The sequence below is a fragment of the Albimonas sp. genome (assembly GCF_055129145.1).
The window spans coordinates 1-21219 of the sequence record NZ_JBSRTQ010000082.1 but is presented as its reverse complement, the minus strand read 5'-3'; the positions used below and the strand labels follow the sequence as shown (position 1 = coordinate 21219).

Annotated in this window: 17 protein-coding genes; 8 read left to right on the top strand and 9 right to left on the bottom strand. The window is 68.6% G+C overall.

Annotated elements, in window-relative coordinates:
- The 3 genes from ACTB72_RS13600 to ACTB72_RS13590 all read right to left on the bottom strand — a co-directional run.
- Window positions 1-1216: DEAD/DEAH box helicase (locus ACTB72_RS13600; RefSeq protein ID WP_463037540.1), on the bottom strand; the 1216-nt coding region annotated here is incomplete at its 3' end.
- Between the two features lie 826 nt (window positions 1217-2042).
- Window positions 2043-2366, bottom strand: a complete 324-nt coding sequence (locus tag ACTB72_RS13595) for an NIPSNAP family protein (protein WP_463037539.1) — start codon at window positions 2364-2366, stop codon at window positions 2043-2045.
- A 47-nt stretch (window positions 2367-2413) separates the two neighbouring features.
- Window positions 2414-3334, bottom strand: coding sequence for a hypothetical protein (locus ACTB72_RS13590; RefSeq protein WP_463037538.1), 921 nt, complete (start codon window positions 3332-3334; stop codon window positions 2414-2416).
- A 192-nt stretch (window positions 3335-3526) separates the two neighbouring features.
- Here ACTB72_RS13590 and dnaE point away from each other — a divergent pair, with 192 nt between their 5' ends.
- Window positions 3527-6988, top strand: coding sequence for a DNA polymerase III subunit alpha (gene dnaE / locus ACTB72_RS13585; protein ID WP_463037537.1), 3462 nt, complete (start codon window positions 3527-3529; stop codon window positions 6986-6988).
- 6 nt (window positions 6989-6994) lie between these two features.
- Here dnaE and ACTB72_RS13580 read toward each other — a convergent pair whose 3' ends face one another.
- Window positions 6995-7972, bottom strand: coding sequence for a hypothetical protein (locus ACTB72_RS13580; protein ID WP_463037536.1), 978 nt, complete (start codon window positions 7970-7972; stop codon window positions 6995-6997).
- A 226-nt stretch (window positions 7973-8198) separates the two neighbouring features.
- Here ACTB72_RS13580 and ACTB72_RS13575 point away from each other — a divergent pair, with 226 nt between their 5' ends.
- Window positions 8199-8387 (top strand): hypothetical protein, encoded by a 189-nt coding sequence (locus tag ACTB72_RS13575; RefSeq protein WP_463037535.1) that lies wholly within the window; start codon window positions 8199-8201, stop codon window positions 8385-8387.
- A 179-nt stretch (window positions 8388-8566) separates the two neighbouring features.
- Entirely contained in the window at window positions 8567-10342 is a 1776-nt protein-coding gene (locus ACTB72_RS13570; protein WP_463037534.1) for an SLC13 family permease, read from the top strand.
- Window positions 10343-10352: 10 nt separating this feature from the next.
- On the opposite strand, the gene ACTB72_RS13565 is transcribed toward ACTB72_RS13570, so the two are convergent.
- Window positions 10353-12380, bottom strand: coding sequence for an ASKHA domain-containing protein (locus ACTB72_RS13565; RefSeq protein WP_463037533.1), 2028 nt, complete (start codon window positions 12378-12380; stop codon window positions 10353-10355).
- A gap of 115 nt (window positions 12381-12495) precedes the next feature.
- Window positions 12496-13212 carry a DNA repair protein RecO gene (gene recO, locus ACTB72_RS13560; RefSeq protein ID WP_463037532.1) on the bottom strand — a complete coding sequence of 239 codons (717 nt, stop codon included), beginning with the start codon at window positions 13210-13212 and terminating at the stop codon, window positions 12496-12498.
- 66 nt (window positions 13213-13278) lie between these two features.
- On the opposite strand from recO, the gene ACTB72_RS13555 reads away from it, so the two are divergent.
- Window positions 13279-14652, top strand: a complete 1374-nt coding sequence (locus tag ACTB72_RS13555; protein WP_463037531.1) for a tetratricopeptide repeat protein — start codon at window positions 13279-13281, stop codon at window positions 14650-14652.
- Between the two features lie 110 nt (window positions 14653-14762).
- Here ACTB72_RS13555 and hpt read toward each other — a convergent pair whose 3' ends face one another.
- The gene (gene hpt / locus ACTB72_RS13550) at window positions 14763-15401 is read right to left on the bottom strand and encodes a hypoxanthine phosphoribosyltransferase (protein WP_463037530.1); all 639 of its coding nucleotides are present in this window, start codon (window positions 15399-15401) and stop codon (window positions 14763-14765) included.
- 125 nt (window positions 15402-15526) lie between these two features.
- On the opposite strand from hpt, the gene ACTB72_RS13545 reads away from it, so the two are divergent.
- From ACTB72_RS13545 to lpdA, 4 genes are all read left to right on the top strand, one after another.
- On the top strand, window positions 15527-15982 hold the full coding sequence (locus ACTB72_RS13545; protein WP_463037529.1) for a type II toxin-antitoxin system RatA family toxin: 456 nt from the start codon (window positions 15527-15529) through the stop codon (window positions 15980-15982).
- A gap of 196 nt (window positions 15983-16178) precedes the next feature.
- Window positions 16179-17540, top strand: coding sequence for an MFS transporter (locus ACTB72_RS13540; RefSeq protein WP_463037528.1), 1362 nt, complete (start codon window positions 16179-16181; stop codon window positions 17538-17540).
- Between the two features lie 82 nt (window positions 17541-17622).
- A complete protein-coding gene (locus tag ACTB72_RS13535; RefSeq protein ID WP_463037527.1) occupies window positions 17623-18213 on the top strand; it encodes a DUF924 family protein in 591 nt (196 codons plus the stop codon).
- A 133-nt stretch (window positions 18214-18346) separates the two neighbouring features.
- Entirely contained in the window at window positions 18347-19741 is a 1395-nt protein-coding gene (lpdA, locus tag ACTB72_RS13530) for a dihydrolipoyl dehydrogenase (protein WP_463037526.1), read from the top strand.
- Window positions 19742-19806: 65 nt separating this feature from the next.
- Here lpdA and ACTB72_RS13525 read toward each other — a convergent pair whose 3' ends face one another.
- On the bottom strand, window positions 19807-20199 hold the full coding sequence (locus tag ACTB72_RS13525) for a RidA family protein (RefSeq protein ID WP_463037525.1): 393 nt from the start codon (window positions 20197-20199) through the stop codon (window positions 19807-19809).
- Between the two features lie 73 nt (window positions 20200-20272).
- Window positions 20273-21219 (bottom strand): DMT family transporter (locus ACTB72_RS13520; protein WP_463037524.1); only part of this gene is annotated, 947 nt, incomplete at its 5' end.

Genomic DNA, 21219 nt, shown 5'->3' with positions numbered 1-21219 from the left:
GACGACCGCCGCCGGCGCCGCGCTCCTCACGCTCCTCGGTCGCGGGGTCGGGACGCAGCGCCGCCACGCGGGCCATCTCCTCCATGAACCCCTCGGGCAGCGGCGAGCTCGCCACCTTCTGGCGCGTCACCCGCTCGATGTCGCGCATGAACGGCCGCTCGTCCTCGGCCACGAAGCTGATCGCGAGCCCCGCCGCGCCGGCCCGCGCCGTCCGCCCGATCCGGTGCACATACTGCTCCGGCACATTGGGGATCTCGTAGTTGATCACGTGGCTCACGCCCGGCACGTCGACGCCGCGCGCCGCGATGTCGGTCGCCACCAGCACCCGCAGCGAGCCGTTGCGGAACGCGTCCAGCACCCGCTCCCGCTCGTTCTGGCGCTTGTTGCCGTGGATCGCCTTGGCCTCGATATCCGCCCGGGCGAGGTTCTTCACCACCCGGTCGGCGCCATGCTTGGTGCGGGTGAAGACCAGGACGCGGTCGTAGTCCTCCTGCTTCAGCACCAGGTTCAGCAGGGCCTGCTTGTCGTGCTGGCGCAGGAAATGCAGGCGCTGGTCGACCCGCTCGGCCGTCGTGGCCTGCGGCGCGACCGAGACCTTGACCGGGTTCTTCAGATAGACGGACGCGAGCTCCGCGATCGACTTCGGCATGGTGGCCGAGAAGAACAGCGTCTGCCGGTCCTTGGGCAGCATCGGCACGATCTTGCGCAGCGCATGGATGAAGCCGAGGTCGAGCATCTGGTCGGCCTCGTCCAGCACCAGCGCCTCGACCGCCGACAGGGTCATCGCGCCCTGGTCGATCAGGTCCATCAGCCGGCCCGGGGTGGCGACCAGCACGTCGGCGCCGGCCTTCATCGCGCGGATCTGGCGATTGATCGGCACGCCGCCGAACACCGTCTCCACCTTGATATGGATATGGGCGCCATAGGTGCGGAAGCTCTCGGCGATCTGGTTGGCGAGCTCACGGGTGGGCGCGAGCACCAGCACGCGGGTCGAATGGCCGGGCCGGGCGATGCGGTTGCGCGCGATGCGGTCGAGCAGCGGCAGCGCGAAAGCCGCGGTCTTGCCGGTGCCGGTCTGGGCGATGCCCAGGATGTCGCGACCCTCGGCCGCCGGTTTGATCGCCTGAACCTGGATCGGGGTCGGAACGGTGTAGCCCGCCTCCTCCAGCGCTTTGAGCAGCGGGGCGGCGAGGTCGAACGAATTGAAGTCTTTCACAGTGTCGCTTTCATGCGGCGCGTCTCCGTCGCAGCCATGGCAGGCGCGACGGGGCACGGGCCCGTTAAGGACGGCCCGCGTGAATCGGAACGTTGGATTGGTCGCGTCCTCGGGGGAGGGCCCATGAGCGGATGTCTCTCCGCCCGCGCTTCACGCCGCCCCTTGCCCCAGGCGAATCCAGTCGCCGACGCTGCGCTGCATATGGCGCCGCAACACGGACATGTCAAAGCGTTTCGGGCGGAGCCCCGGGCCTTGATCGTCTTACGCAAAGTCATCTGGCCGCTTGCCGGGATCCTCCGAAATCCGCTTTCCCGCGCATGCCTCCCGCCGGTCGGCGACGTCGGGCGGGCGAGGTGACCCTGCGGCGCAGGTGATTTTCCCGGAGGAAGTTGATCTGGATCAATTCCGCCGCCGGCGAATGCGGGTCATGTTCGTCATGGCGGCGGTTCCAGACGTCGTGGAACCCGAGCGCCTGCGCTTCCCGCGCCTGCCGGTCGGTTTCAGATCGAATCGCGCTTCGATGGAACCGGGGTGCGCTGTCGCGAGCCTGAAGTCGGCCGACCATTCCTGCTCGCGACAGCGGGGAGCTGGCGCTTGATGCTCTAAACCCCAAGCATCGGCGCCGCTCACCTGCACGTGACGAGCTCCCCAGCCACGTCACGAGATGCGTATGATAGTTCAGTTGGATTTCACATTCAACGGACCGAACGCGAAAAAACGTTGGCGCACGCATGATTGCGAAGCCCTTGCCTTCCCTGCCGTTTCCTGCGCCCCGGCCGCCGCGATTCCCGCCGCGGCCGGGGCGCCCCGGGGCGCCCCGGATCGCTCAGGGATGCGTTCCCCAGGGCGCGGGGGTCAGCAGCTGCACCTCCTGCGCGGTCAGCAGCGGCCGCAGCTTCGCCGCGAAGGCCATGAACGGCCCGTCCTGGAAGAGCGTCGTCCAATGCCGGCGGCGGTCGGCGTCGTCCTCGAATTTCCACAGATGCACCAGCTGATGCAGCGGCCCGGTGTCGGAGACGAAATACCCCGCCACCCGGTGCGAGAATCCGCCGGCCTCCAGCGCCGGCCAGCCCTCTTCCTTGTAGAGCTTGAGGACCGTGCCCATCTGGCCGACCGCGACGTTGTAGGTGCGTTTTTCGTAGAGCGCCATTCGGCATTCCTCCCATGGTTTCGCGAAACCCTAGGACGCCGGCCCGATCAACGCCAGTGGGAGAGATCGCGTCCGGTGAGCCGCGAGATCCGGGCCACGTCCTCGGCGAAAGCCGCCCGCAGCTCGGCGCGGAAAGCCTCGGACATCCGCGCCCGCTCGCCCCGGCGCATCAGCAGCCCCTTCACCGCCTTGGTCGCCCCCGGTCCGAAGCGCGCCAGCAGCCCCGACTTCGCGCCGCGGATCACCGGGGCGAGCCAGGAAGGCGGGTTCTGGTAGACCGCGGCCAGCCCCGGGAACCGGTTGAAATGCGCCGAGCCCACCGGCTCGAACACCGTGCGCCCGTCATCCTCCAGCCCGGCATGGGCCAGCGCCTGACGGTAGACCAAGCCCGCATCCGCCTTCATGTCCTCCTGGAACAGCAGCAGCAGCCGCCCCTCGGGGATCAGCGCCGCGGCGCGTTCCAGCTGCGCGCCGATCGAGGCGATCTCCCGATATTGCAGGATCTTCGGCTCGGGGCAGCGCGGGGGCAGGGCGCGCCCTTCCGCCCGGGGTTCCTGCAGCCGCCAGGCGGCCTCGAAATCGGGCTCGGTCTCGAAGGTGTTGAACACCTGCTCCATATGAAACGCCTCGGCGATCTCCACCGGGTCGCGGATCAGCGCCATGAAGCGGGCGTCGGGATTGAAGCGCAGAATGTTCGCCACCGCGGTCCGCGACATCAGATAGGAGGTCGAGGCGTCCAGCACCGCGCGATGCCGCGCCGGATCCGCCGCCTCGAACAATTTCAGATAATCGGCGTCGTCGCGGATCACGTAATAGGTCTCGCCCCGGCGATAATCGTCGGAGAACCAGCTCGGCTCCTTGTCCGCGGGCAGGAAGCCGGCGGCGTGTTCGGAGATATAGGTGGCCAGCGCGGTCGTCCCCGACTTGGCGGCGCCTATCAGAAACAGGTTCGGCTTCGGTCCGGTCATGGGCGGCCTTTTTGCGGGTCGCGGCCCCGAAGACGCAGGCCGGGGCGGCAGGACAGGGCGACGCGCAACGCGCGATCGACGGGAAGGCTACAAGCTGCCTGTCGATGTGACGAGTGTGGCGAAAAGCGCCTCGCCCCCCCGACGCCCCGCCCCCTCTCGCCAGCCCCCGCCGCCGCCCCTATCCTGGCGCCCATGACCCAGCCGCGATTCATCCACCTCCGCCTCCACTCCGCCTATTCGCTGCTGGAGGGCGCGATCCAGCCCAAGGCGCTTCCGAAACTCTGCGCCGCCCGCGACATGCCCGCGGTCGCCGTCACCGACACCGGCAACCTCTTCGCGGCGCTGGAGTTTTCGGAGACCGCGGCCAAGGCCGGCATCCAGCCGATCCTCGGCGCCCAGATGGCGATCCGCTACGCAGCCCCCCCGCGTCCCGACGCCCGCGCCCCCGATCCCGCCGGCGTGGTGCTTCTGGTGCAGAACGAGACCGGCTGGCTCAACCTCATGGAGCTGGTCTCGCGCACCTTCCTGGATGCCGAGGCCGAGGCCCCCCAGCTCACCCCCGACCAGCTCGCCGCCCATTCGGACGGGCTGATCTGCCTGACCGGGGGCGACGACGGCCCGCTCGGCCGGCTGATCCGCGACGGCAAGCGCGACCGGGCCGAGGCGCTGCTGGACGCGCTCGCCGCCGCCTTCCCCGACCGGCTCTACATGGAGATCCACCGTCACGGGCCGAGCGACGCCGAGCCGCGCACCGCCGCGCAGGAGGCGACCGAACCCGCCTTCGTCGACATGGCCTACGTCCGCGACCTGCCGCTGGTGGCGACCAACGAGGTGTTTTTCGACAAGCCCGACATGTTCAACGCCCATGACGCGCTGATCTGCATCGCCGAGGGCGCCTATGTGTCGATGGACAACCGCCGCCGGCTGACGGACCAGCACTATTTCAAGTCGCCCGACGAAATGGCCGCCCGCTTCGCGGACCTCCCCGAAGCCATCGACAACAGCGTCGAGATCGCGCGGCGCTGCGCCTTCCGCGCCCGCACCCGCGACCCGATCCTGCCGCGCTTCGCCGACGACGAGGTCGAGGAGCTGCGCCGCCAGGCGCGCGAGGGGCTGGCCGAACGCCTGCGCATCCTCGCCGAGACCGACGACCTCGCCGCCAGCGTCGAGGACTACGAAGCCCGCCTCGCCTTCGAGCTGGGCGTGATCGTGGACATGGGCTTTCCGGGCTACTTCCTGATCGTCGCCGACTTCATCAAATGGGCCAAGGATCAGGGCATCCCGGTCGGCCCCGGCCGCGGCTCGGGCGCGGGCTCGCTGGTGGCGTGGTCGCTGACCATCACCGACCTCGATCCCCTGCGCTATTCGCTGCTGTTCGAGCGCTTCCTGAACCCCGAGCGCGTGTCGATGCCCGACTTCGACATCGACTTCTGCATGGACCGGCGCGAGGAGGTCATCCGCTACGTCCAGGACAAGTACGGCCGCGACAAGGTCGCCCAGATCATCACCTTCGGCGCCTTGCTGTCGAAGGCGGCGGTCCGCGACGTCGGCCGCGTCCTGCAGATGCCCTTCGGCCAGACGGATCGCCTCTCGAAGATGATCCCGGTGGAAGGGGTCAAACCCGTCTCCATCACCCAGGCCCTCAAGGACGAACCCCGCCTGCGCGCCGAGGCCGACGAGCATCCCGTCGTCGCCGAGATGCTCGACTACGCCGCCAAGGTCGAGGGCCTGCTCCGCAACGCCTCCACCCATGCCGCCGGCGTGGTGATCGGCGACCGTCCGCTGCATCAGCTGGTGCCGCTCTACCGCGACCCCCGCTCCGACATGCCCGCCACCCAGTTCAACATGAAATGGGTCGAGCAGGCAGGTCTGGTGAAATTCGACTTCCTCGGCCTGAAGACCCTGACCGTGATCCAGGGCGCCGTCGACCTGCTGGCGCTCCGCGGCGTCTCGGTCGACATCACCCGCATCCCCATCGACGACAAGGCCAGCTACGACCTCTACGCCTCCGCCGACACCGTCGCCGTCTTCCAGGTGGAATCGTCCGGAATGCGCGACGCGCTCCGCCGTCTCCGCCCCACCTGCATCGAGGACATCATCGCGCTCGTGGCGCTCTACCGCCCCGGCCCGATGGAGAACATCCCGAAATACTGCAACGTCAAGAACGGGCGCGAGGACCGCGACCTCCTCCACCCCCTCGTCGACCCGATCCTCGACGAAACCCAGGGCATCATCGTCTACCAGGAGCAGGTGATGGAGATCGCCCGCAAGATGGCGGGCTACACGCTGGGCGGCGCCGACATGCTCCGCCGCGCGATGGGCAAGAAGATCAAGGAGGCGATGGACGCCGAGCGCCCGAAATTCGTCGACGGCGCCAAGGACAACGGCGTCCCCAAGAAGAAGGCCGAGGAAGTCTTCGCGCTGCTCGAGAAATTCGCCAACTACGGCTTCAACAAATCCCACGCCGCCGCCTATGCGCTGGTCAGCTACCAGACCGCCTGGCTGAAAGCCAACCACCCGGTCGAGTTCATGGCCGCCGTGATGAACTGCGACCTCCACCTCACCGACAAGCTCGGCATCTACCAGCGCGAGGTCCGCAGGCTGGGCATCGAGACCATCCCGCCTTGCGTCAACCGCTCCTGCGCCCTCTTCACCGTCAAGGACGGCGCCGTGGTCTACGCGCTCGGCGCCCTCAAGAATGTCGGCCCCGAGGCGATGCGCCTGATCGAGGCCGAGCGCGCCAACGGCCCGTTCCGCACCGTCTTCGACGTCGCCTCGCGCGTCGACCTGAAGAGGATCGGCAAGCGCCCGCTCGAAATGCTCGCCCGCGCCGGCGCCTTCGACGACCTCGACCCCAATCGCAAGCGCGTGTTCGAAAGCCTCGACGCCCTCGTCGCCTGGTCGGCCGCGGTCCATGCCGAGCGGGCCTCCTCCCAGGTCTCCCTCTTCGGCGAGGCGGGGGGCGAGGCGCTGCCCGAACCCCGTCTTTCGCGCACCGACGACTGGCTGCCGGCCGAGCGGCTCCAGCAGGAGCATGACGCGGTGGGCTTCTACCTCACCGGCCACCCGCTCGACGACTACAAGGGCGCGCTGGAGCGTCAGCGCGTGATCCCCTATGCCGAGCTCGCCGCCCGCGCGGGCCGCGGCGGCGCCGTCGCCAAGCTCGCCGGCGTGGTCGTGGCCCGGCAGGAGCGCAAGAGCGCACGCGGCTCCCGCTTCGCCTTCGTCAGCTTTTCGGATCCCACCGGCCAGTTCGAGGCCACCTGCTTTTCCGAGCCCCTCGAGCAATACCGCGAGATCCTGACCCCCGGCGCCCTCGTCGTCATCACCGTCGAGGCCGAGGCCGCCGCCGAGGGCGAGGTCAAGCTGTTGCTCCGCGCCGCCCAACCCATCGACCGGGCGGTGGCGTCGGGCACGACCACCATGGGTCTTCGGGTGTTTCTGAATGACATCGAGGCGGTGGGCGCGGTGAAGGCGCGGCTCGCCTATGCCGGCGGCGCGAAGCCGAGGGGCGGCCCGGTGAACCTGGTGCTGATGGCCCCGGATCTGCCCTGCGAGGTCGAGATGCGCCTGCCGGGGAATTTCCCCCTCACGCCGCAGATCGCCGGGGCGATCAAGGCGGTGGAGGGGGTTATGGCGGTGGAGGAGTTTTAGAGCGACTCAAAAAGGTATTGGCTCAGCGTTCTCTAAAATTGAAATAGCAGCCGCGATTCGCTTCTCAACAAGATCGCTAATCTTAGAAAACTCTTGACTCTTTTCTCCTGTAATAGCTTGAAGCGCTTCGATAGAGTTACGTATGCCCCTGTATGTGGCTACGTCATCACCGCCATGGCTGATTGCGAATCCATGAATGTATTCCGCAACCCATGGCAAATCGTTCGCTATCAGATCGGCTGCCACATAAAGTTGAAGGGTCCTATCACTAAGCTTCATGCCGAAGTTATGAAGGGAGGAGTCTTTCAGAATACGTCGGTCGGCTTGGGGCGACATAAATGCACGCCTAGCTCCAGAAAATACAAATCGTTCAATACTTTCCGAGTTAATACTCGCCATGCTGCCTTCATTCGCAGACTGCAGCAGGCGCCTTAAAGTTGTAACTTCCTCAAGTATTAAGGCTATTTCTCGATCTTGCGGATTTTCGCTAAGTTTGAGTTTTTGAAGCTCTAAGGATGTCCCAATTGGATTCTCAGCGCTCTCAGGATTCGCTTCAATCTCAGAAATCTGACTCTCAATAGCTGCCCTTGCTGCTGCAACACTATCTAAGTCTTTTCGATCAAACTGGATTGTTCGCTGCTGCGCTATGTCGAAAGGTATTTTCTCGCCTCTTTGAATTAATTGAATAAACGGCTTTCTAATAGTATGTCTAATTGCAAGCTCATAAAAAACGTTAGGATTCGCCCCAGTCAGGTCCGCGACGACAAGATCATCATTTACGACATGCTGGATAACTTGACTAGTGATTAGTCCGGGCTTGTCAATTTCGTCTGCTCGAATTGAAATGTAGCCCATCGCCTCAGTCGCAGGCCTAATGATATGCCTCAGAACCTGATCGGAATGCTTTCGATCTTCGCTACCCTCTTCACCAATTGGTGAAATTACAAAACAAGTCTTTGCAGAATGGTGAGAGGGCTCTGACATTTCACTTCCGGAGAATTAGGCGGAACATATATTTATTTTTCAGATATTTTTGGAATTAGCAAGTCCGTAGGGTGCCGATCCCCACCGCCCGAACGGCGGGTTCGCACCCGCCCTACGCTTAACCCCACCCTCACCAATTCCCCTCATCTCCTTGAAACCGCTTTCCAAAACCTCGCTCTAACCCGGGCCGCCGATACTCCCCCCGTCCACAACCGGGAGCATCGTCATGCCGCGCATCCTCGCCGCCCTCATCCTCGCGTCCCTCGTCGCCGGCTGCGCCGCCGACCCCGGGTCCAGTCTGCTCGACCGCTACCAGCCCGGCTTCATCGACCGCACCCGCCTGGCCGAGGCCGCGCCCCTCCCCCATACCCGCCATCACCCGGGCCGCCCCACAGTCCTGATGCTCGAAGCCTGAGCCGGGCGCCCATGCGGACCCCCTCGCGTCCCGAATAACCGACCAAAACGCTTGGCATACGCGCGGTGCACGCCCGGTGCACGCCTGTCACCCCCCTGAAATCGGCCCCGCGCGGGCCATTCCATCGCCACATCGCGCGCGTTAGCGTGCGCCCCTCAGCATGGATCGAGGGGACCCCGATGACCGAGGAACAGGCGGCATTGTTCGCCCTGATGGGCGGATTTCTGGGGCTGCTGGTCTGGGGCAGGCTGCGCTTCGACCTGGTCGCGGCCGCGGCCCTTTTCATCGGCGTCGCCACCGGCCTCGTCCCCGAAGAGACCGCCTTCGAGGGGTTCGGACATGCCGCTGTGGTGGTCATCGCCCTGGTCTTCGTGGTCTCGCGCGGGCTGACGAATTCCGGCGCCGTCGAGCTGCTCGCTTCAAAAATATCCAAGCCTGACAGGCCCCTGGCGCTGCATATCGCGCTGATCTCGACGGTCGGCGCGGCGCTTTCGGCGGTGATCAACAACGTCGCCGCCCTGGCGCTGCTGATGACCGTGGACCTGCAGACCTCCGAAAAGGCCAAGCGCTCCCCGGCCCTCACCCTGATGCCGCTCAGCTTCGCGACCATCCTCGGCGGCATGATCACCCTGATCGGCACGCCGCCCAACATCGTCATCGCCCAGTACCGGGCCGAGACGCTGGGCGCGCCCTACGGCATGTTCGATTTCGCCCCCGTCGGCCTGATCGTGGCCACCGTCGGCATCCTGTTCACCGCCCTCGTCGGCTGGCGCCTGATCCCGGTGCGCGACGGCCAAGGCCTGCGCCCCTCCACCCCCCAGACCGGCCTCTACACCGTGGAGGCCCGCGCCCCAGAGGGCGCGAAAGCCGTCGGCAAGACCCCGACCGACCTGTCGGGACTGGCCGAGGAACATGACGTCAACCTGTTGGGATTGATCCGAAAAGACCGAAGGCTCCCCGGCTTCTCCCGCCATGAGGAAATCCGCGCCGACGACGTCATGATCCTCGAGGGCGACCCGACCGCCATCGAGGCCTTCATGGGCGCGGCCGGGCTCGGCCACCCGGCGAAGGACGACGAGAGCCACGAGGCCTCGCTTCCTGGCCGGCTGATGCTGGCCGAGGCCATCGTGCCCGAAGGGGCCTGGGTCTCGGGCCGCAGCGCCGCGGGTCTGCGCCTGCTGAGCCGGCAGGGGGTGGCGCTGCTCGGCGTCTCCCGCCAGGGCCGGCGGTTCCGCGAGCGGGTGCGTGGCCTCGCCATCCGCCCCGGCGACGTGTTGCTGCTGGTCGGGCCGCCGGAGCGGATGACCGACGTGATGGCCTGGCTGGGCGCGCTGCCGCTGGCGGGCCGCGAAACCCCGGTGCTGCGGCGCGAAAAGGCGCTGTTCGCCGCCGGCGCCTTCCTCGTCGCGGTGGGCGCGGCGGTGGCGGGCTGGATCAGCCTGCCGGTGGCGCTGCTGGGCTGCGTCGGGGCCTATGCGCTGGGCGGGCTGGTCTCGGGCCGCGAGGTCTACGAGTCGGTGGAATGGAAGGCCATCGTGCTGCTCGCCTGCCTGGTGCCGGTGGCCGGCGCGCTGGAACAGTCGGGCGGCACCGAGCTGATCGCGGGCGCCATCGTCGGGCTGACCGACGGCTGGCCGGCCTGGGCGGTGCTGATGGTGCTGATGCTGGTGACGATGACGCTGTCGGATTTCCTCAACAACGTGGCGACGGCGCTGATCGCGGCGCCCATCGGCCTCGGCGTCGCCCATGCCATCGGGGCGCCCGAGGACCCGTTCCTGATGGGGGTGGCGGTGGCGGCCTCCTGCGCCTTCCTCACGCCGATCGGGCACAAGAACAACACCATCATCATGGGCCCCGGCGGCTATCGCTTCGCCGATTACTGGCGCATGGGGCTGCCGCTGGAGCTGCTGGTCCTGGCGGTGGCGGGGCCTGCCGTCTGGTGGATCTGGAGCTGAGACGGTCGTCTCAGTTCCTTTTCCGCCGCCGCCCGCCCTCGCGCCCGCCGCCGCCGGAGGTCTCGAATTTCAGGTCGGGGATCGTCGCGACTTTTCGAAGCTCGGGATAGGGCATGGTCTTGTTGGGCAGAGCCATCGCGTCCACGAAATGCTCCTGGAATTTCGGCTCCACCGCCGTCTCGATCTTTTCGATGCGGCGGACCACCTGCTCGATCTCGGCCCGGGCCGCACGGTCGAGCAGCGCGATGCGGGCGCCGGTGCCGGCCGCGTTGCCGGCGGAGGTCACCTTCTCCACCGGGCAATCGGGGATCATGCCCAGCACCAATGCGTGCAGCGGCGAGATATGGGCCCCGAAGGCGCCGGCCAGAACCACGCGGTCGACGGTGGTCACCTCCATCCGGTCCATCAGCAGCTGCGCGCCGGCGGTCAGCGCCGCCTTGGCGAGCTGGATCGCCCGAACATCGCCCTGGGTGACGGTGACCAGCGGCCCGCCGGTCTCGGTCGCATCGTGCAGAACGTAGGAGAAGGTGCGCCCGTCGGGAATGCAGCGCGCGGACCCCACCGCGTCGGGCGAGCCGACCGCGCCGTCCAGATCCACGATCCCGGCGAGCCGCATCTCGGCGATCACCTCGATGATCCCCGACCCGCAGATGCCGGTGACCGCGGCGGCGTCGAAACCGGGCTCGTCGGACCACATGTCCTGGCCGATCACCCGGAAGCGGGGCTCATGGGTCGCGGGGTCGATCCGCACCCGTTCGATGGCGCCCGCCGCGGCGCGCTGGCCGGACGAGATCTGGGCGCCCTCGAAAGCCGGCCCGGTGGGCGACGAACAGGCGAGCACGCGATGCCTGTCGCCCAGCAGGATTTCCGCGTTGGTGCCCACATCGACCACCAGCACCAGATCCTCGGAGGTCTGGGGGGATTCCGACAGGGCCACCGCGGCGGCGTCGGCCCCGACATGGCCGGCGATGCAGGGCAGGAAATGCACGCGGGCCTGGGGGTGGATGGCGAGGCCGAGCTCCGCGGCATCCAGCGACACCGCATCCGACGTCGCCAGCGCGAACGGGGCCCAGCCGAGCTCCACCGGGTCGATCCCGAGCGCCAGATGGTGCATCACCGGGTTGCACACGATCACGGTTTCCAGAATGTCCTCGGGCTCGGCCCCCGCCTCCTTCGCCACTTCGGCGAGCAGGCCGCGCAGCGCCTCGCGCACCACGCGGGTCATGTCGGCGGCGCCGCCGGGGTTCATCATCGAATAGGAGACGCGCGACATCAGATCCTCGCCGAAGCGGATCTGGGGGTTCATCGCGCCGGAAGACGCGCCGAGCTCCCCGGTCTGCAGGTCCGCCAGATGGCAGGCGATGGTGGTGGAGCCGAGGTCGATGGCCGCCCCCCATACCGGGCGTTCGCGCAGCCCGGGCCACAGGTCGAGGATCCGCGGAACCGCGCCCTCGCGCGGCGTGTGGACGGCGACGGTGACGTTCCACTCGCCCTCGCGCAGGACTTTTTGCAGGCGCTGGAGAATGGGCAGGGCGATGGTCGGGCCCTCCACCCCCCACTGCCCGGAAAGCGCCGCGCGCAGACGTTCGAAATCGCCGGAGGGGTGGTGCATGTCGGGCTCGGCCACCTCGACGAAATGCAGCCGGACGGCGGGATCGAGGGTGATGGCGCGGGCCTCGGCGCGCTTGCGCACGATCTGGCGATGCACCTGGGATTCGGGGGGCACGTCGATGACCACGTCCGCCTCGATCCGGGCCTGGCAGCCGAGCCGGCGGCCGTCGATCAGGCCGCGCTTGTCCTTGTAGCGCTGCTCGACCGCGTTCCATTCGGTCAGCGCGCCGGGGGCGGAGACGACGCCGTGCTTGTCGAAGGCCCCGTAAGCCGGCTGGATCTGGCAGCGCGAGCAGATGCCCCGCCCGCCGCAGACGGAATCCAGATCCACCCCCAGCGCTCGCGCCGCGGTCAGCACTGGGGTGCCGGCCGGAAAGCGGCCGCGTCGGCCCGAGGGGGTGAAGATCACCAGGGGTTCGTCGGTCATGCCTGCTCCTTCAGCGCGTCCTGCGCGCACACCTAGCGCGGGCGGGGGCCGGATACACCACCCCCCACGACCATCGCGGCGGAAATCGCGACGCGGGGGCGGTGAGACGACCGTCTCAGGCGCCGAAAAGGGCGGCCAGCCGCTCACGCGCCTCCGGCGGACCGTCGCGCCCGAAGGCGGCGGCGGCGTGATGGCGCAGGAAATGGCCGGTGGCGCGCAGGGCGGTCGCGATGTCCTCGGGCGCCGTCTCGGCCCGGCCGAGGAAGAGGCCGGGCAGGGGGATCAACCTGTCGGCATAGGGCGCTCCCGCCTCCCGGCTCACCGCGCGGCCGGAGCGCGGCGAGATCCACACCAGATCCTCCGTCGCCCCGGTCGCGGCGCAGGAGGTGAGGTCGAGCCCGAACCCCAGCTCGTCCAGCAGGCTCAGCTCCCACAACGCGTAAAGCGCCGGCCAGTCCGGGTCCGCGCCCAGCGCATCGGCCAGCGTCACGGTGCGGGCGTAGAGGGCGGGATGGGGCTGCCGCTCCGGCAGGAAGCCGAGCAGCGCCGACAGCGCCCCCATCGCCGCCAGCGCCTTGCGCTCGGACATGATCGCGCCGGCGCGCGAGCGGATCGGCTCGGGCCTCCAGGCGCCCATATGGCCTTCGAGCCGCGCCTTCCATTCCACCGCAAGCTGCGCGCCGGGCTGCAGCAGGGGCGCCATGCGACGCGAGCCTCCGCCGGGCGCGATCCCGGAATGGCGCCCGTGCTCGGCCGTGAAGATATCGAGGATCGCCGCTCCCTCGCCATGCCTGCGCACGGACAGCAGCAGCCCTTCGTCGCGCCATTCCATGACCCGATCTCTAGCCCCGCGCGCCCGCCCGCGCTAGCCTCGCCCGACGCAGACCGGGAGAACGCCATGCGCCAGGACTGGGCCGGAAACCCCATCACCGCCGAGAGCGATGAGACGGCTGTCGCACTCTCGGATTTCGTCGAGGGTTTCGTGGGTTACGAGACCAAGGCGGCGAATATCGTGGCCGCGGCCGAGGCCGACCCGGAGAACCCGCTCGCCAACGCCTATGCCGGCGCGTTGCACCTGTTCCTGGAGACGCCCGAGGCCCCGGCCCTCGCCCGGCCCTGGCTGGAGCGCGCGGAGGCCCATGCCGCACGGGCGACGGAGCGGGAGCGGATCACGCTGGCCGCCATCGCCGCCTGGGCCGACGGCGACATGACCCGGGCGATCCGGCTGGGGCGCGAGGGGGTGGCGGCGCATCCCTCCGACCTCGCGCTCGCGAAATTCACCCAATACCATCAGTTCAATCGCGGCGACGCGCCGGGGATGCTCGCGGTCGGCCACCTGATCGCGGACGCAAGGCCCGACATCGCCCATGTCCACGGCATGCTCGCCTTCGGCTACGAGCAGTGCCACATGCTGCCCGAGGCCGAGGCGGCCGCCTTGCGCGCTGTCTCGATCCGGCGCAAGGAGCCGTGGGCCCATCACGCGCTCGCCCATATCCACCTCACCCAAGGGCGCATCGCGGAAGGCCGGGCGTTTCTGGAGGAGATGGCGGGCACCTGGACCGACCTGAATTCCTTCATGCTGAGCCACAACTGGTGGCACTTCGCGCTTTTCGCCATCAGCCAGGGCGATTTCGGCGCGGCGCTGCGGGCCTATGACGAACGCTGCTGGGGTCTGGAAAAAAGCTACTCGCAGGACCAGATCGGCGCGGTCAGTCTGCTCGCGCGGCTGGAGATCGCGGGCGTCGACCTGGGCGCGCGCTGGGAGGATGTGGGCGCGCATCTGGCGACCCGCACCGGCGATTTCGTCAACGGGTTTCTGAGCCTGCAATATCTCTACGGTCTCGCCCGGTCAGGCCGCGCGCAGGCGGTCGCCGCAATGATGGACGGATTCCGCGCCCGCGCCGAACAGCCGGCGCAGGATCGCGCCGTCTGGGCCGAGGTCGTGCTGCCTGCGGCGGAGGGCCTCGTCGCCCATGAAGCGGGCGACTGGGGCCGCGCGGCCGACCGGCTCGGCCTCGCCCTGCCGCGGCTGTGGGAGACGGGGGGCAGTCATGCCCAGCGCGACCTCTTCGAACAGCTCTGGCTCGATGCCCTGATCCGCGGCGGCCGCCTGGTCGCGGCGCAGCAGGCATTGGAGCGGCGGCGGGGATACGAGCCGATGTCCGTCCCCTCAAACCGCGCGCTGGCCGGGGTCTATGCCGAGCTTGGGTTGCCGGGCGAGGCGGGCCGGGCGCAAGCCCGGGTCAGGGCGGCGTTGGCGGCGCTGGATTAAAGCGGCGCCATGCCGGAGGAGGAGTGCGGCGGGTTTGCACCCGCCCTGCAAGCGCTCGTAGGGCGGGTGCAAACCCGCCGTTGCCCCGACCCGCCCGTGAGACGCCCGTCTCAGACGAAGCGCACCTTGCCGATATAGCTCAGGTTGCGGTTCCGCTGGGCGTAGTCGATGCCGTAGCCGACCACGAACTCGTCGGGGATGGTGAAGCCGGTGAAGCGCACGTCCACCTCCGCCTCGCGCCGGGTCGGCTTGTCGAGCAGGGCGCAGACCTCGAGCCGCCGCGGCTTGCGGGCGCGCAGCATGTGCAGCACGTGGTGCAGGGTGAAGCCGGTGTCGACGATGTCCTCGACCACCAGCACGTCGCGCCCCTCGATCTCGCCGCGCAGATCCTTGAGGATGCGTACCTCGCGCGAGGATTCCATGGACGAGCCGTAGGAGGACGCCTCCATGAAATCGATCTCCATCGGCAGCCGGATCTCGCGGGCGATGTCGGCGATGAACACGAACGACCCGCGCAGCAGGCCCACCACCACCAGCTTCTCGGTGCCGGCGTAATGGCCTTCGATCTCGTGGGCCAGCGCCTCCACCCGCGCGGCGATGGACTTGGCGGAGATCAGCCGGTCGATCACGTAAGGCCGCCCGTCGGGACCGATCAGCGGCCCCTCGGTCCGGCTCTTGCCACCGACCTCGCCCCCGAAGCCTTCGCCCCCGGCGGAGCCTCCCGTCGCGGTCGCGTCTGCGGCGCACATCGCGCGTCTCCCCCTCAGCCTCACATGGGCCGCAGGATAGGCCGCGCGGCGAAGCTTGTCCCGCAGGGCCGGCCGCGACGATTGGCCCCCCTTCGCGGCCCGAGGGCGGACGATAGGGATTGCCCATGCCCACGCATGCCGAAAAACGCACGATGCCCTACAGCGCCGATCAGATGTACGCCCTGATCGCCGATGTGCCGTCCTATTCCGAGTTCCTGCCCTGGTGCTCGGCCGCGCGCATTCGCGCCCGCACGCCCCAGCCCGACGGGTCGGAGGTGCTGGATGCGGATCTGGTGATCTCGTTCAAGGTGTTCCGCGAGAAATTCGGCAGCCGGGTCACGCTCTTCCCCGACGACCGGCGCATCGACGTCGCCTATCTGGACGGGCCGTTCCGCTATCTCAACAACCACTGGACCTTCACCCCGCGCGAGGATGGCGGCTGCGAGGTCGACTTCTTCGTGGATTTCGAGTTCCGCTCGATCGTGCTGCAGAAGCTGATCGGCGTGGTGTTCAACGAGGCGATGCAACGGATCGTGCGCGCTTTCGAGGCGCGCGCCGACGTGCTTTACGGCAAGGGCTGACGCCGGCGCAGGCGGCGGCCGGCCCTTCAAGGCGGGAATGCCGCAGCCGCGGTTAACGAAACCGACGCGAAACGTCGTTTAAGACCGCGACCCGGTGGCCACGCGCAGGCAGGGTCCGCCCCGATCCGAGGGACGAGTCCCCATCCGAAAAAAGCTCCGCGCGTCGCTCAAGACGACGCCGTGACGAGGGGGACTTATGTTCGCTCTGCTTTCCAACACCTGGGCGCTGCTGTTCGGCATGCTGCTGCTGATGCTCGGCAACGGCATGCAGGCGTCCCTGCTCGGCATCCGCGGCAACATCGAGGGATTTTCGGCCACCGAGATGTCGATCGTCATGTCCGGCTATTTCCTGGGCTTCCTGGTGTCGTCGCGCGCGGCGCCCGAGATGATCCGGCGGGTCGGCCATGTGCGGGTCTTCGCGGCCATGGGCTCGATCATCTCGGCGGTCTTCGTGCTTTACGCGGCCTTTCCCAATGTCTGGGCCTGGGGGCTGATGCGGATCCTGGTGGGGGCCTGCTTCGCCGCCGTCTACGTGGTCGCCGAAAGCTGGCTGAACGACAGCTCCACCAACGAGACCCGCGGCAAGGCGCTGTCGCTCTACATGATCACCCAGATGCTGGGCGTGGTGATGGCGCAGGGGCTGCTCAACGTCGCCGATCCGGGGGGCTACGACCTCTTCGTGCTGATCTCGGTGGCGGTGTCGCTCAGCTTCGCGCCGATCCTGCTGTCGGTCTCGCCCGCGCCGGTGCACCAGGCCACCAAGCTGATGAGCCTAGGCGCGCTGTTCCGCGCCTCGCCGCTGGGCTTCGTGGGCACGGTGTTTCTGGGCGCGGTGTTCTCGGCGATCTTCGGCATGTCGGCGGTCTACGGGACCGAGCGCGGCTTCACGGTGTCCGAGATCTCGGCCTTCGTGGCGCTGATCTATGTGGGGGGGCTGATCTCCCAATACCCGTTCGGCTGGTTGTCGGACCGGATGGATCGTCGGCGGCTGATCCTGATCATGACCTCGATCGGCACGGTCGCCGGGGTGATCGGGATTTTCGCGGAGGCCTATGTGGTGGTGGTGCTGGCCATGTCGGCGGTGGTCGGCGGCATCGCCAACCCCCTCTATTCGCTGCTGGTCTCGCATACCAACGACTATCTCGCGCCCGATCAGCGCGCCGCGGCCTCCGGGGGGCTTTTGTTCCTCAACGGGGTCGGCGCGGTCGGCGGGCCGCTCGCGGTCGGGGCGCTGATGTCGCAATTCGGGGCCTGGGCCTTCTTCGGCTTCCTCGCCTCGATGTTCGGGGCCATCGCCGCCTACGCCGCCTGGCGCATGACCCGCCGCGCCGGCGTCGCGGTGGAGGATACCGCGGTTCACATGCCGGTCGCGCCCGGGATCACCCCGGTCGGCGCCGACCTCGCGCTCGAATACGCCGAGGAGCGGACCGCGGTGATCGAGGCGGTGCGCGAGGCCCAGGCCGAAGCTGCGGCGGAGGCGCAGGCGGAAGCCGGCGTGTTCGCCGCCGCCGAGGCCGAAGCCGGCGACGAGGACGGGCCGAGGCCGGCGGGCCGCTGACGGGCCGGAGGGGCGGGCAGGTCTTGACCTGCGCCCCCCGCCCCCCATGCTGACCTCCCCCGGCAGCCGAGGACAGGCCCCCATGATCGCCACCGCGCCCGAGATCGTAGACTTCTGGCTGAACAAGGTCGGTCCCCCCGGCTGGTTCGGCGGGGGGGAGGCGTTGGACGCGCGGATCCGGCGCAAATATCTGCGCAGCTGGCGCGCGGCGCGGGGCGGGGCCTTCGACCATTGGCGGGCGGATCCGGCGGGCGTGCTCGCCCTGCTGATCCTGATCGACCAGTTCCCGCGCAACATGTTCCGCGGCTCGCCGCTGAGCTTCGCCACCGACGCCCGTGCCCGGCGAGTGGCGCGCATGGCGATGGCGGCGGGGCATGACCTTGCGACGCCGGTGGAGACGCGGAACTTCATCTACCTGCCGTTCATGCATTCCGAAGCGCCCGCCGACCAGGACTTCGCCGTGCATCTCGCCCATACCCGCATGGGCCCGCCGACCCTCATCCGGGGCCTGCACGCCGAGGCGCATCGCGCCGTCATCGCCCGTTTCGGCCGGTTTCCGTATCGCAACGACGCGCTGGGCAGGGCCAGCACCGACGAGGAGCGCGCCTGGATGGAGGGAGGCGGATACATGACCGAAGTGCGCCGCATCGAAGCCGGGCGCGCCCGAACCTGACCCGCGCCGGGACCCGAAACGTCCCGCCCGCGGCCCATTTCGCAACATGCTTGCGACGCTTTCGCTTCCCGCGCGCCCTCGCCGTGGGGTAAATGCGCAAGGGATCGACGCAACCGGACGGGAGAGACAGCCCATGGCCACGGACAATTTCGACGTCGTCGTGATCGGCGCAGGCCCCGGCGGCTATGTCGCCGCGATCCGGGCCGCGCAGCTCGGCCTCAAGACCGTGGTGGTGGAGCGCGAGCACCTCGGCGGCATCTGCCTCAACTGGGGCTGCATCCCGACCAAGGCGCTGCTGCGCTCGGCCGAGGTGTTTCATCTGATGCACCGGGCGAAGGAGTTCGGGCTGTCGGCCGAGGCCGTCGATTTCGACTTGCCCGCGGTGGTGAAGCGGTCGCGCAAGGTCTCCGCCCAGCTGGTCTCGGGCATCGGCCACCTGATGAAGAAGAACAAGATCGAGGTGGTGATGGGGACCGCCAAGCTCGCCGGCAAGGGGAAGGTTTCGGTCAAGACCGACAAGGGCGAGCGGGTGCTGACGGGCAAGGACATCATCCTCGCCACCGGCGCCCGGGCCCGCGAACTGCCGGGGCTGGAGCGGGACGGCGACCAGGTCTGGTCCTATATGGATGCGCTCAACCCGCCGCGGATGCCGAAAAAACTGCTGGTCATCGGCTCCGGCGCCATCGGCATCGAATTCGCGAGCTTTTTCAATACAATGGGCGCCGATACGACCGTGGTCGAGGTGATGGACCGCATTCTTCCCGTCGAGGATGAGGAAATCGCCGCTTTCGCCCGGAAATCCTTCGAAAAACAGGGAATGAAGATCCGCGCCGGCGCCAAGGTCGCCAAGCTCGAAAAATCCAAAGGCAAGGTCGTCGCCCATATCGAGGCGGACGGGAAGACCGAGACGCTGGAGGTCGATACCGTGATCTCCGCCGTGGGCATCGTGGGCAATGTCGAGGGGCTGGGGCTGGAGGAGGCCGGGGTCGAGATCGACCGGACCCATGTGGTCACCGACAAGGAATGCCGCACCGGGGTTCCGGGCCTCTGGGCCATCGGCGACATCGCCGGCGCGCCCTGGCTGGCGCACAAGGCGAGCCATGAGGGCGTGATGGTGGCCGAGCTAATCGCAGGCCGGAACGCCCACGCGACGCCCGCCACCTCCATCGCCGGCTGCACCTATTGCCACCCGCAGATCGCCTCGGTCGGGCTGACCGAGGCCAAGGCGAAAGCGGCCGGGCACGAGATCAAGGTCGGGCGCTTCCCCTTCATCGGCAACGGCAAGGCCATCGCGCTGGGCGAGCCGGAGGGGATGATCAAGACCATCTTCGACGCGAAGACCGGCGAGCTGCTCGGCGCCCACATGGTTGGCGCGGAAGTCACCGAGCTGATCCAGGGTTACGTGGTGGGCAAGACGCTGGAGACCACCGAGGCCGAACTGATGGAGACGGTGTTCCCGCATCCGACCCTGTCGGAGATGATGCACGAAAGCGTGCTCTCCGCCTACGGGCGCGCCCTGCATTTCTGAGCCGGTTCAATCCTTTCCAGGCTGATCTTGAAGCGCCCGCCCCTATCCTGGGGCGGGCGTTCGCGTCACGGCTCCTGCGCCGCGGTCATCTCGATCTCGACCACGAATTCGGGCCGGGTGAAGCCCGCGACGATGACCAGGGTCGAGGCCGGGGCCGGGTCCAGCCCCGCCACCCAGCGGTCGCGCGCGGCCATGTAGCCGGCCATATGCTCGCGCGCCGTGACGAAGCTGTTGAGCCGGGCGACGTTGGCTCGGGTCATGCCGGCGGAGGCGAGCACCGCGTCGAGATTGGCGAAGGCGCGCTCGGCCTGCGCCTCCGCGCCCTCGGGCAGGCTGTCGTCGGGGTCGAGGCCGAGCTGGCCGGAGGCGAAGAGCAGCCTTGCGCCGGACGCGACCTCGATCCCGTGGGAATAATGGGCGAAGGGCGGGCGGATCTCGGGCGGGGTATGGGCTTTCATCTCGGGCTCCTGAGGCGGCGACGGACGCCGATCCTGCCGCGCGCCGCGCCCTCGCGCCAGAGCGCGCGGGCCCTCACGCGGCGGCCGCCCGCGCTGCCCCGCCGCGCAGTCGCCACATTGAATGCAGCGCCAGCGCGGCCAGCACCACCGCGCCGCCGGCGAGCGTCCATTGGCCGGGGAACTCGCCCAGCACCGCCCAGACCAGCACCGGGCCGGCCACGACCTCGAGCAGGGTCATCATCGAGGTTTCGGCGGCCGGCAGGCAGCGCGAGCCCCAGGCGACGAGCGTGATGGCGAGCGGCAGGATCACGCCGCCCGTCGCGAAGGCGCCGATCCACTGGCCGGTCGTCATCGGCTCGAACGTCGCGAAGGGCAGGGCGATGAGCGCGCCGAGCAGCCAGCCCGGGCCGATCACCGGGGTCGCCGAATTGGCCTTCAGCACGCGCAACAGCACGAAGAAGAGCGCGATGGTGAGCGCGGAGCCGAGCCCGGCCGCGACCCCGATGGCGCTGAGCCCGCCCTCGGACCAGGCTCCGACGGCGACGAGGCAGAGCCCGGCGACGGTGGCGGCGATGGCGCAGACGGTCTGGGCGGGGATCCGCTCCCCCAGCGCCACGCGCGCGATCAGGGCGGCGAGCATCGGGGTGGCGGCGAAGGCCAGCATGGCGTTGGCGACCGTGGTCCAGGCGATGGAGAGGCAGAAGAGCACGGTGGACGCGGCCTCCAGCCCCGCCAGGGCGATCCCCCAGGGGCCGAGCGCGCGCATCGCGGCGGGCAGGCCGCGGCCGTAGGAGACGAGGCAGCCGGCGGTCATCACCAACCCGCCGAAGACGCCGCGGCAGACGGCCATGGCGAAGGCGTCGATGTCGACGAGGCGCATGACCAGCGCGTCGGGGATGAAGACCATGACGCCGAGCGCCACCAGCAGGAAGCCGCGCCGGGTGGCGGCGGCGGAGGCGACGGCGCCGGGCGCGTCGGGCGCGGTGGAGATGACCACGGGCATGGGCGCCACGGGCGCGG

Excerpts from the sequence above, each read along its gene's own strand:
- ACTB72_RS13595 (WP_463037539.1), bottom strand. The coding sequence starts at position 2,366 with ATGGCGCTCTACGAAAAACGCACCTACAACGTCGCGGTCGGCCAGATG.
- ACTB72_RS13590 (WP_463037538.1), bottom strand. The coding sequence starts at position 3,334 with ATGACCGGACCGAAGCCGAACCTGTTTCTGATAGGCGCCGCCAAGTCG.
- dnaE (WP_463037537.1), top strand. The coding sequence starts at position 3,527 with ATGACCCAGCCGCGATTCATCCACCTCCGCCTCCACTCCGCCTATTCG.
- ACTB72_RS13580 (WP_463037536.1), bottom strand. The coding sequence starts at position 7,972 with ATGTCAGAGCCCTCTCACCATTCTGCAAAGACTTGTTTTGTAATTTCA.
- ACTB72_RS13575 (WP_463037535.1), top strand. The coding sequence starts at position 8,199 with ATGCCGCGCATCCTCGCCGCCCTCATCCTCGCGTCCCTCGTCGCCGGC.
- ACTB72_RS13570 (WP_463037534.1), top strand. The coding sequence starts at position 8,567 with ATGACCGAGGAACAGGCGGCATTGTTCGCCCTGATGGGCGGATTTCTG.
- ACTB72_RS13565 (WP_463037533.1), bottom strand. The coding sequence starts at position 12,380 with ATGACCGACGAACCCCTGGTGATCTTCACCCCCTCGGGCCGACGCGGC.
- recO (WP_463037532.1), bottom strand. The coding sequence starts at position 13,212 with ATGGAATGGCGCGACGAAGGGCTGCTGCTGTCCGTGCGCAGGCATGGC.
- ACTB72_RS13555 (WP_463037531.1), top strand. The coding sequence starts at position 13,279 with ATGCGCCAGGACTGGGCCGGAAACCCCATCACCGCCGAGAGCGATGAG.
- hpt (WP_463037530.1), bottom strand. The coding sequence starts at position 15,401 with ATGTGCGCCGCAGACGCGACCGCGACGGGAGGCTCCGCCGGGGGCGAA.
- ACTB72_RS13545 (WP_463037529.1), top strand. The coding sequence starts at position 15,527 with ATGCCCACGCATGCCGAAAAACGCACGATGCCCTACAGCGCCGATCAG.
- ACTB72_RS13540 (WP_463037528.1), top strand. The coding sequence starts at position 16,179 with ATGTTCGCTCTGCTTTCCAACACCTGGGCGCTGCTGTTCGGCATGCTG.
- ACTB72_RS13535 (WP_463037527.1), top strand. The coding sequence starts at position 17,623 with ATGATCGCCACCGCGCCCGAGATCGTAGACTTCTGGCTGAACAAGGTC.
- lpdA (WP_463037526.1), top strand. The coding sequence starts at position 18,347 with ATGGCCACGGACAATTTCGACGTCGTCGTGATCGGCGCAGGCCCCGGC.
- ACTB72_RS13525 (WP_463037525.1), bottom strand. The coding sequence starts at position 20,199 with ATGAAAGCCCATACCCCGCCCGAGATCCGCCCGCCCTTCGCCCATTAT.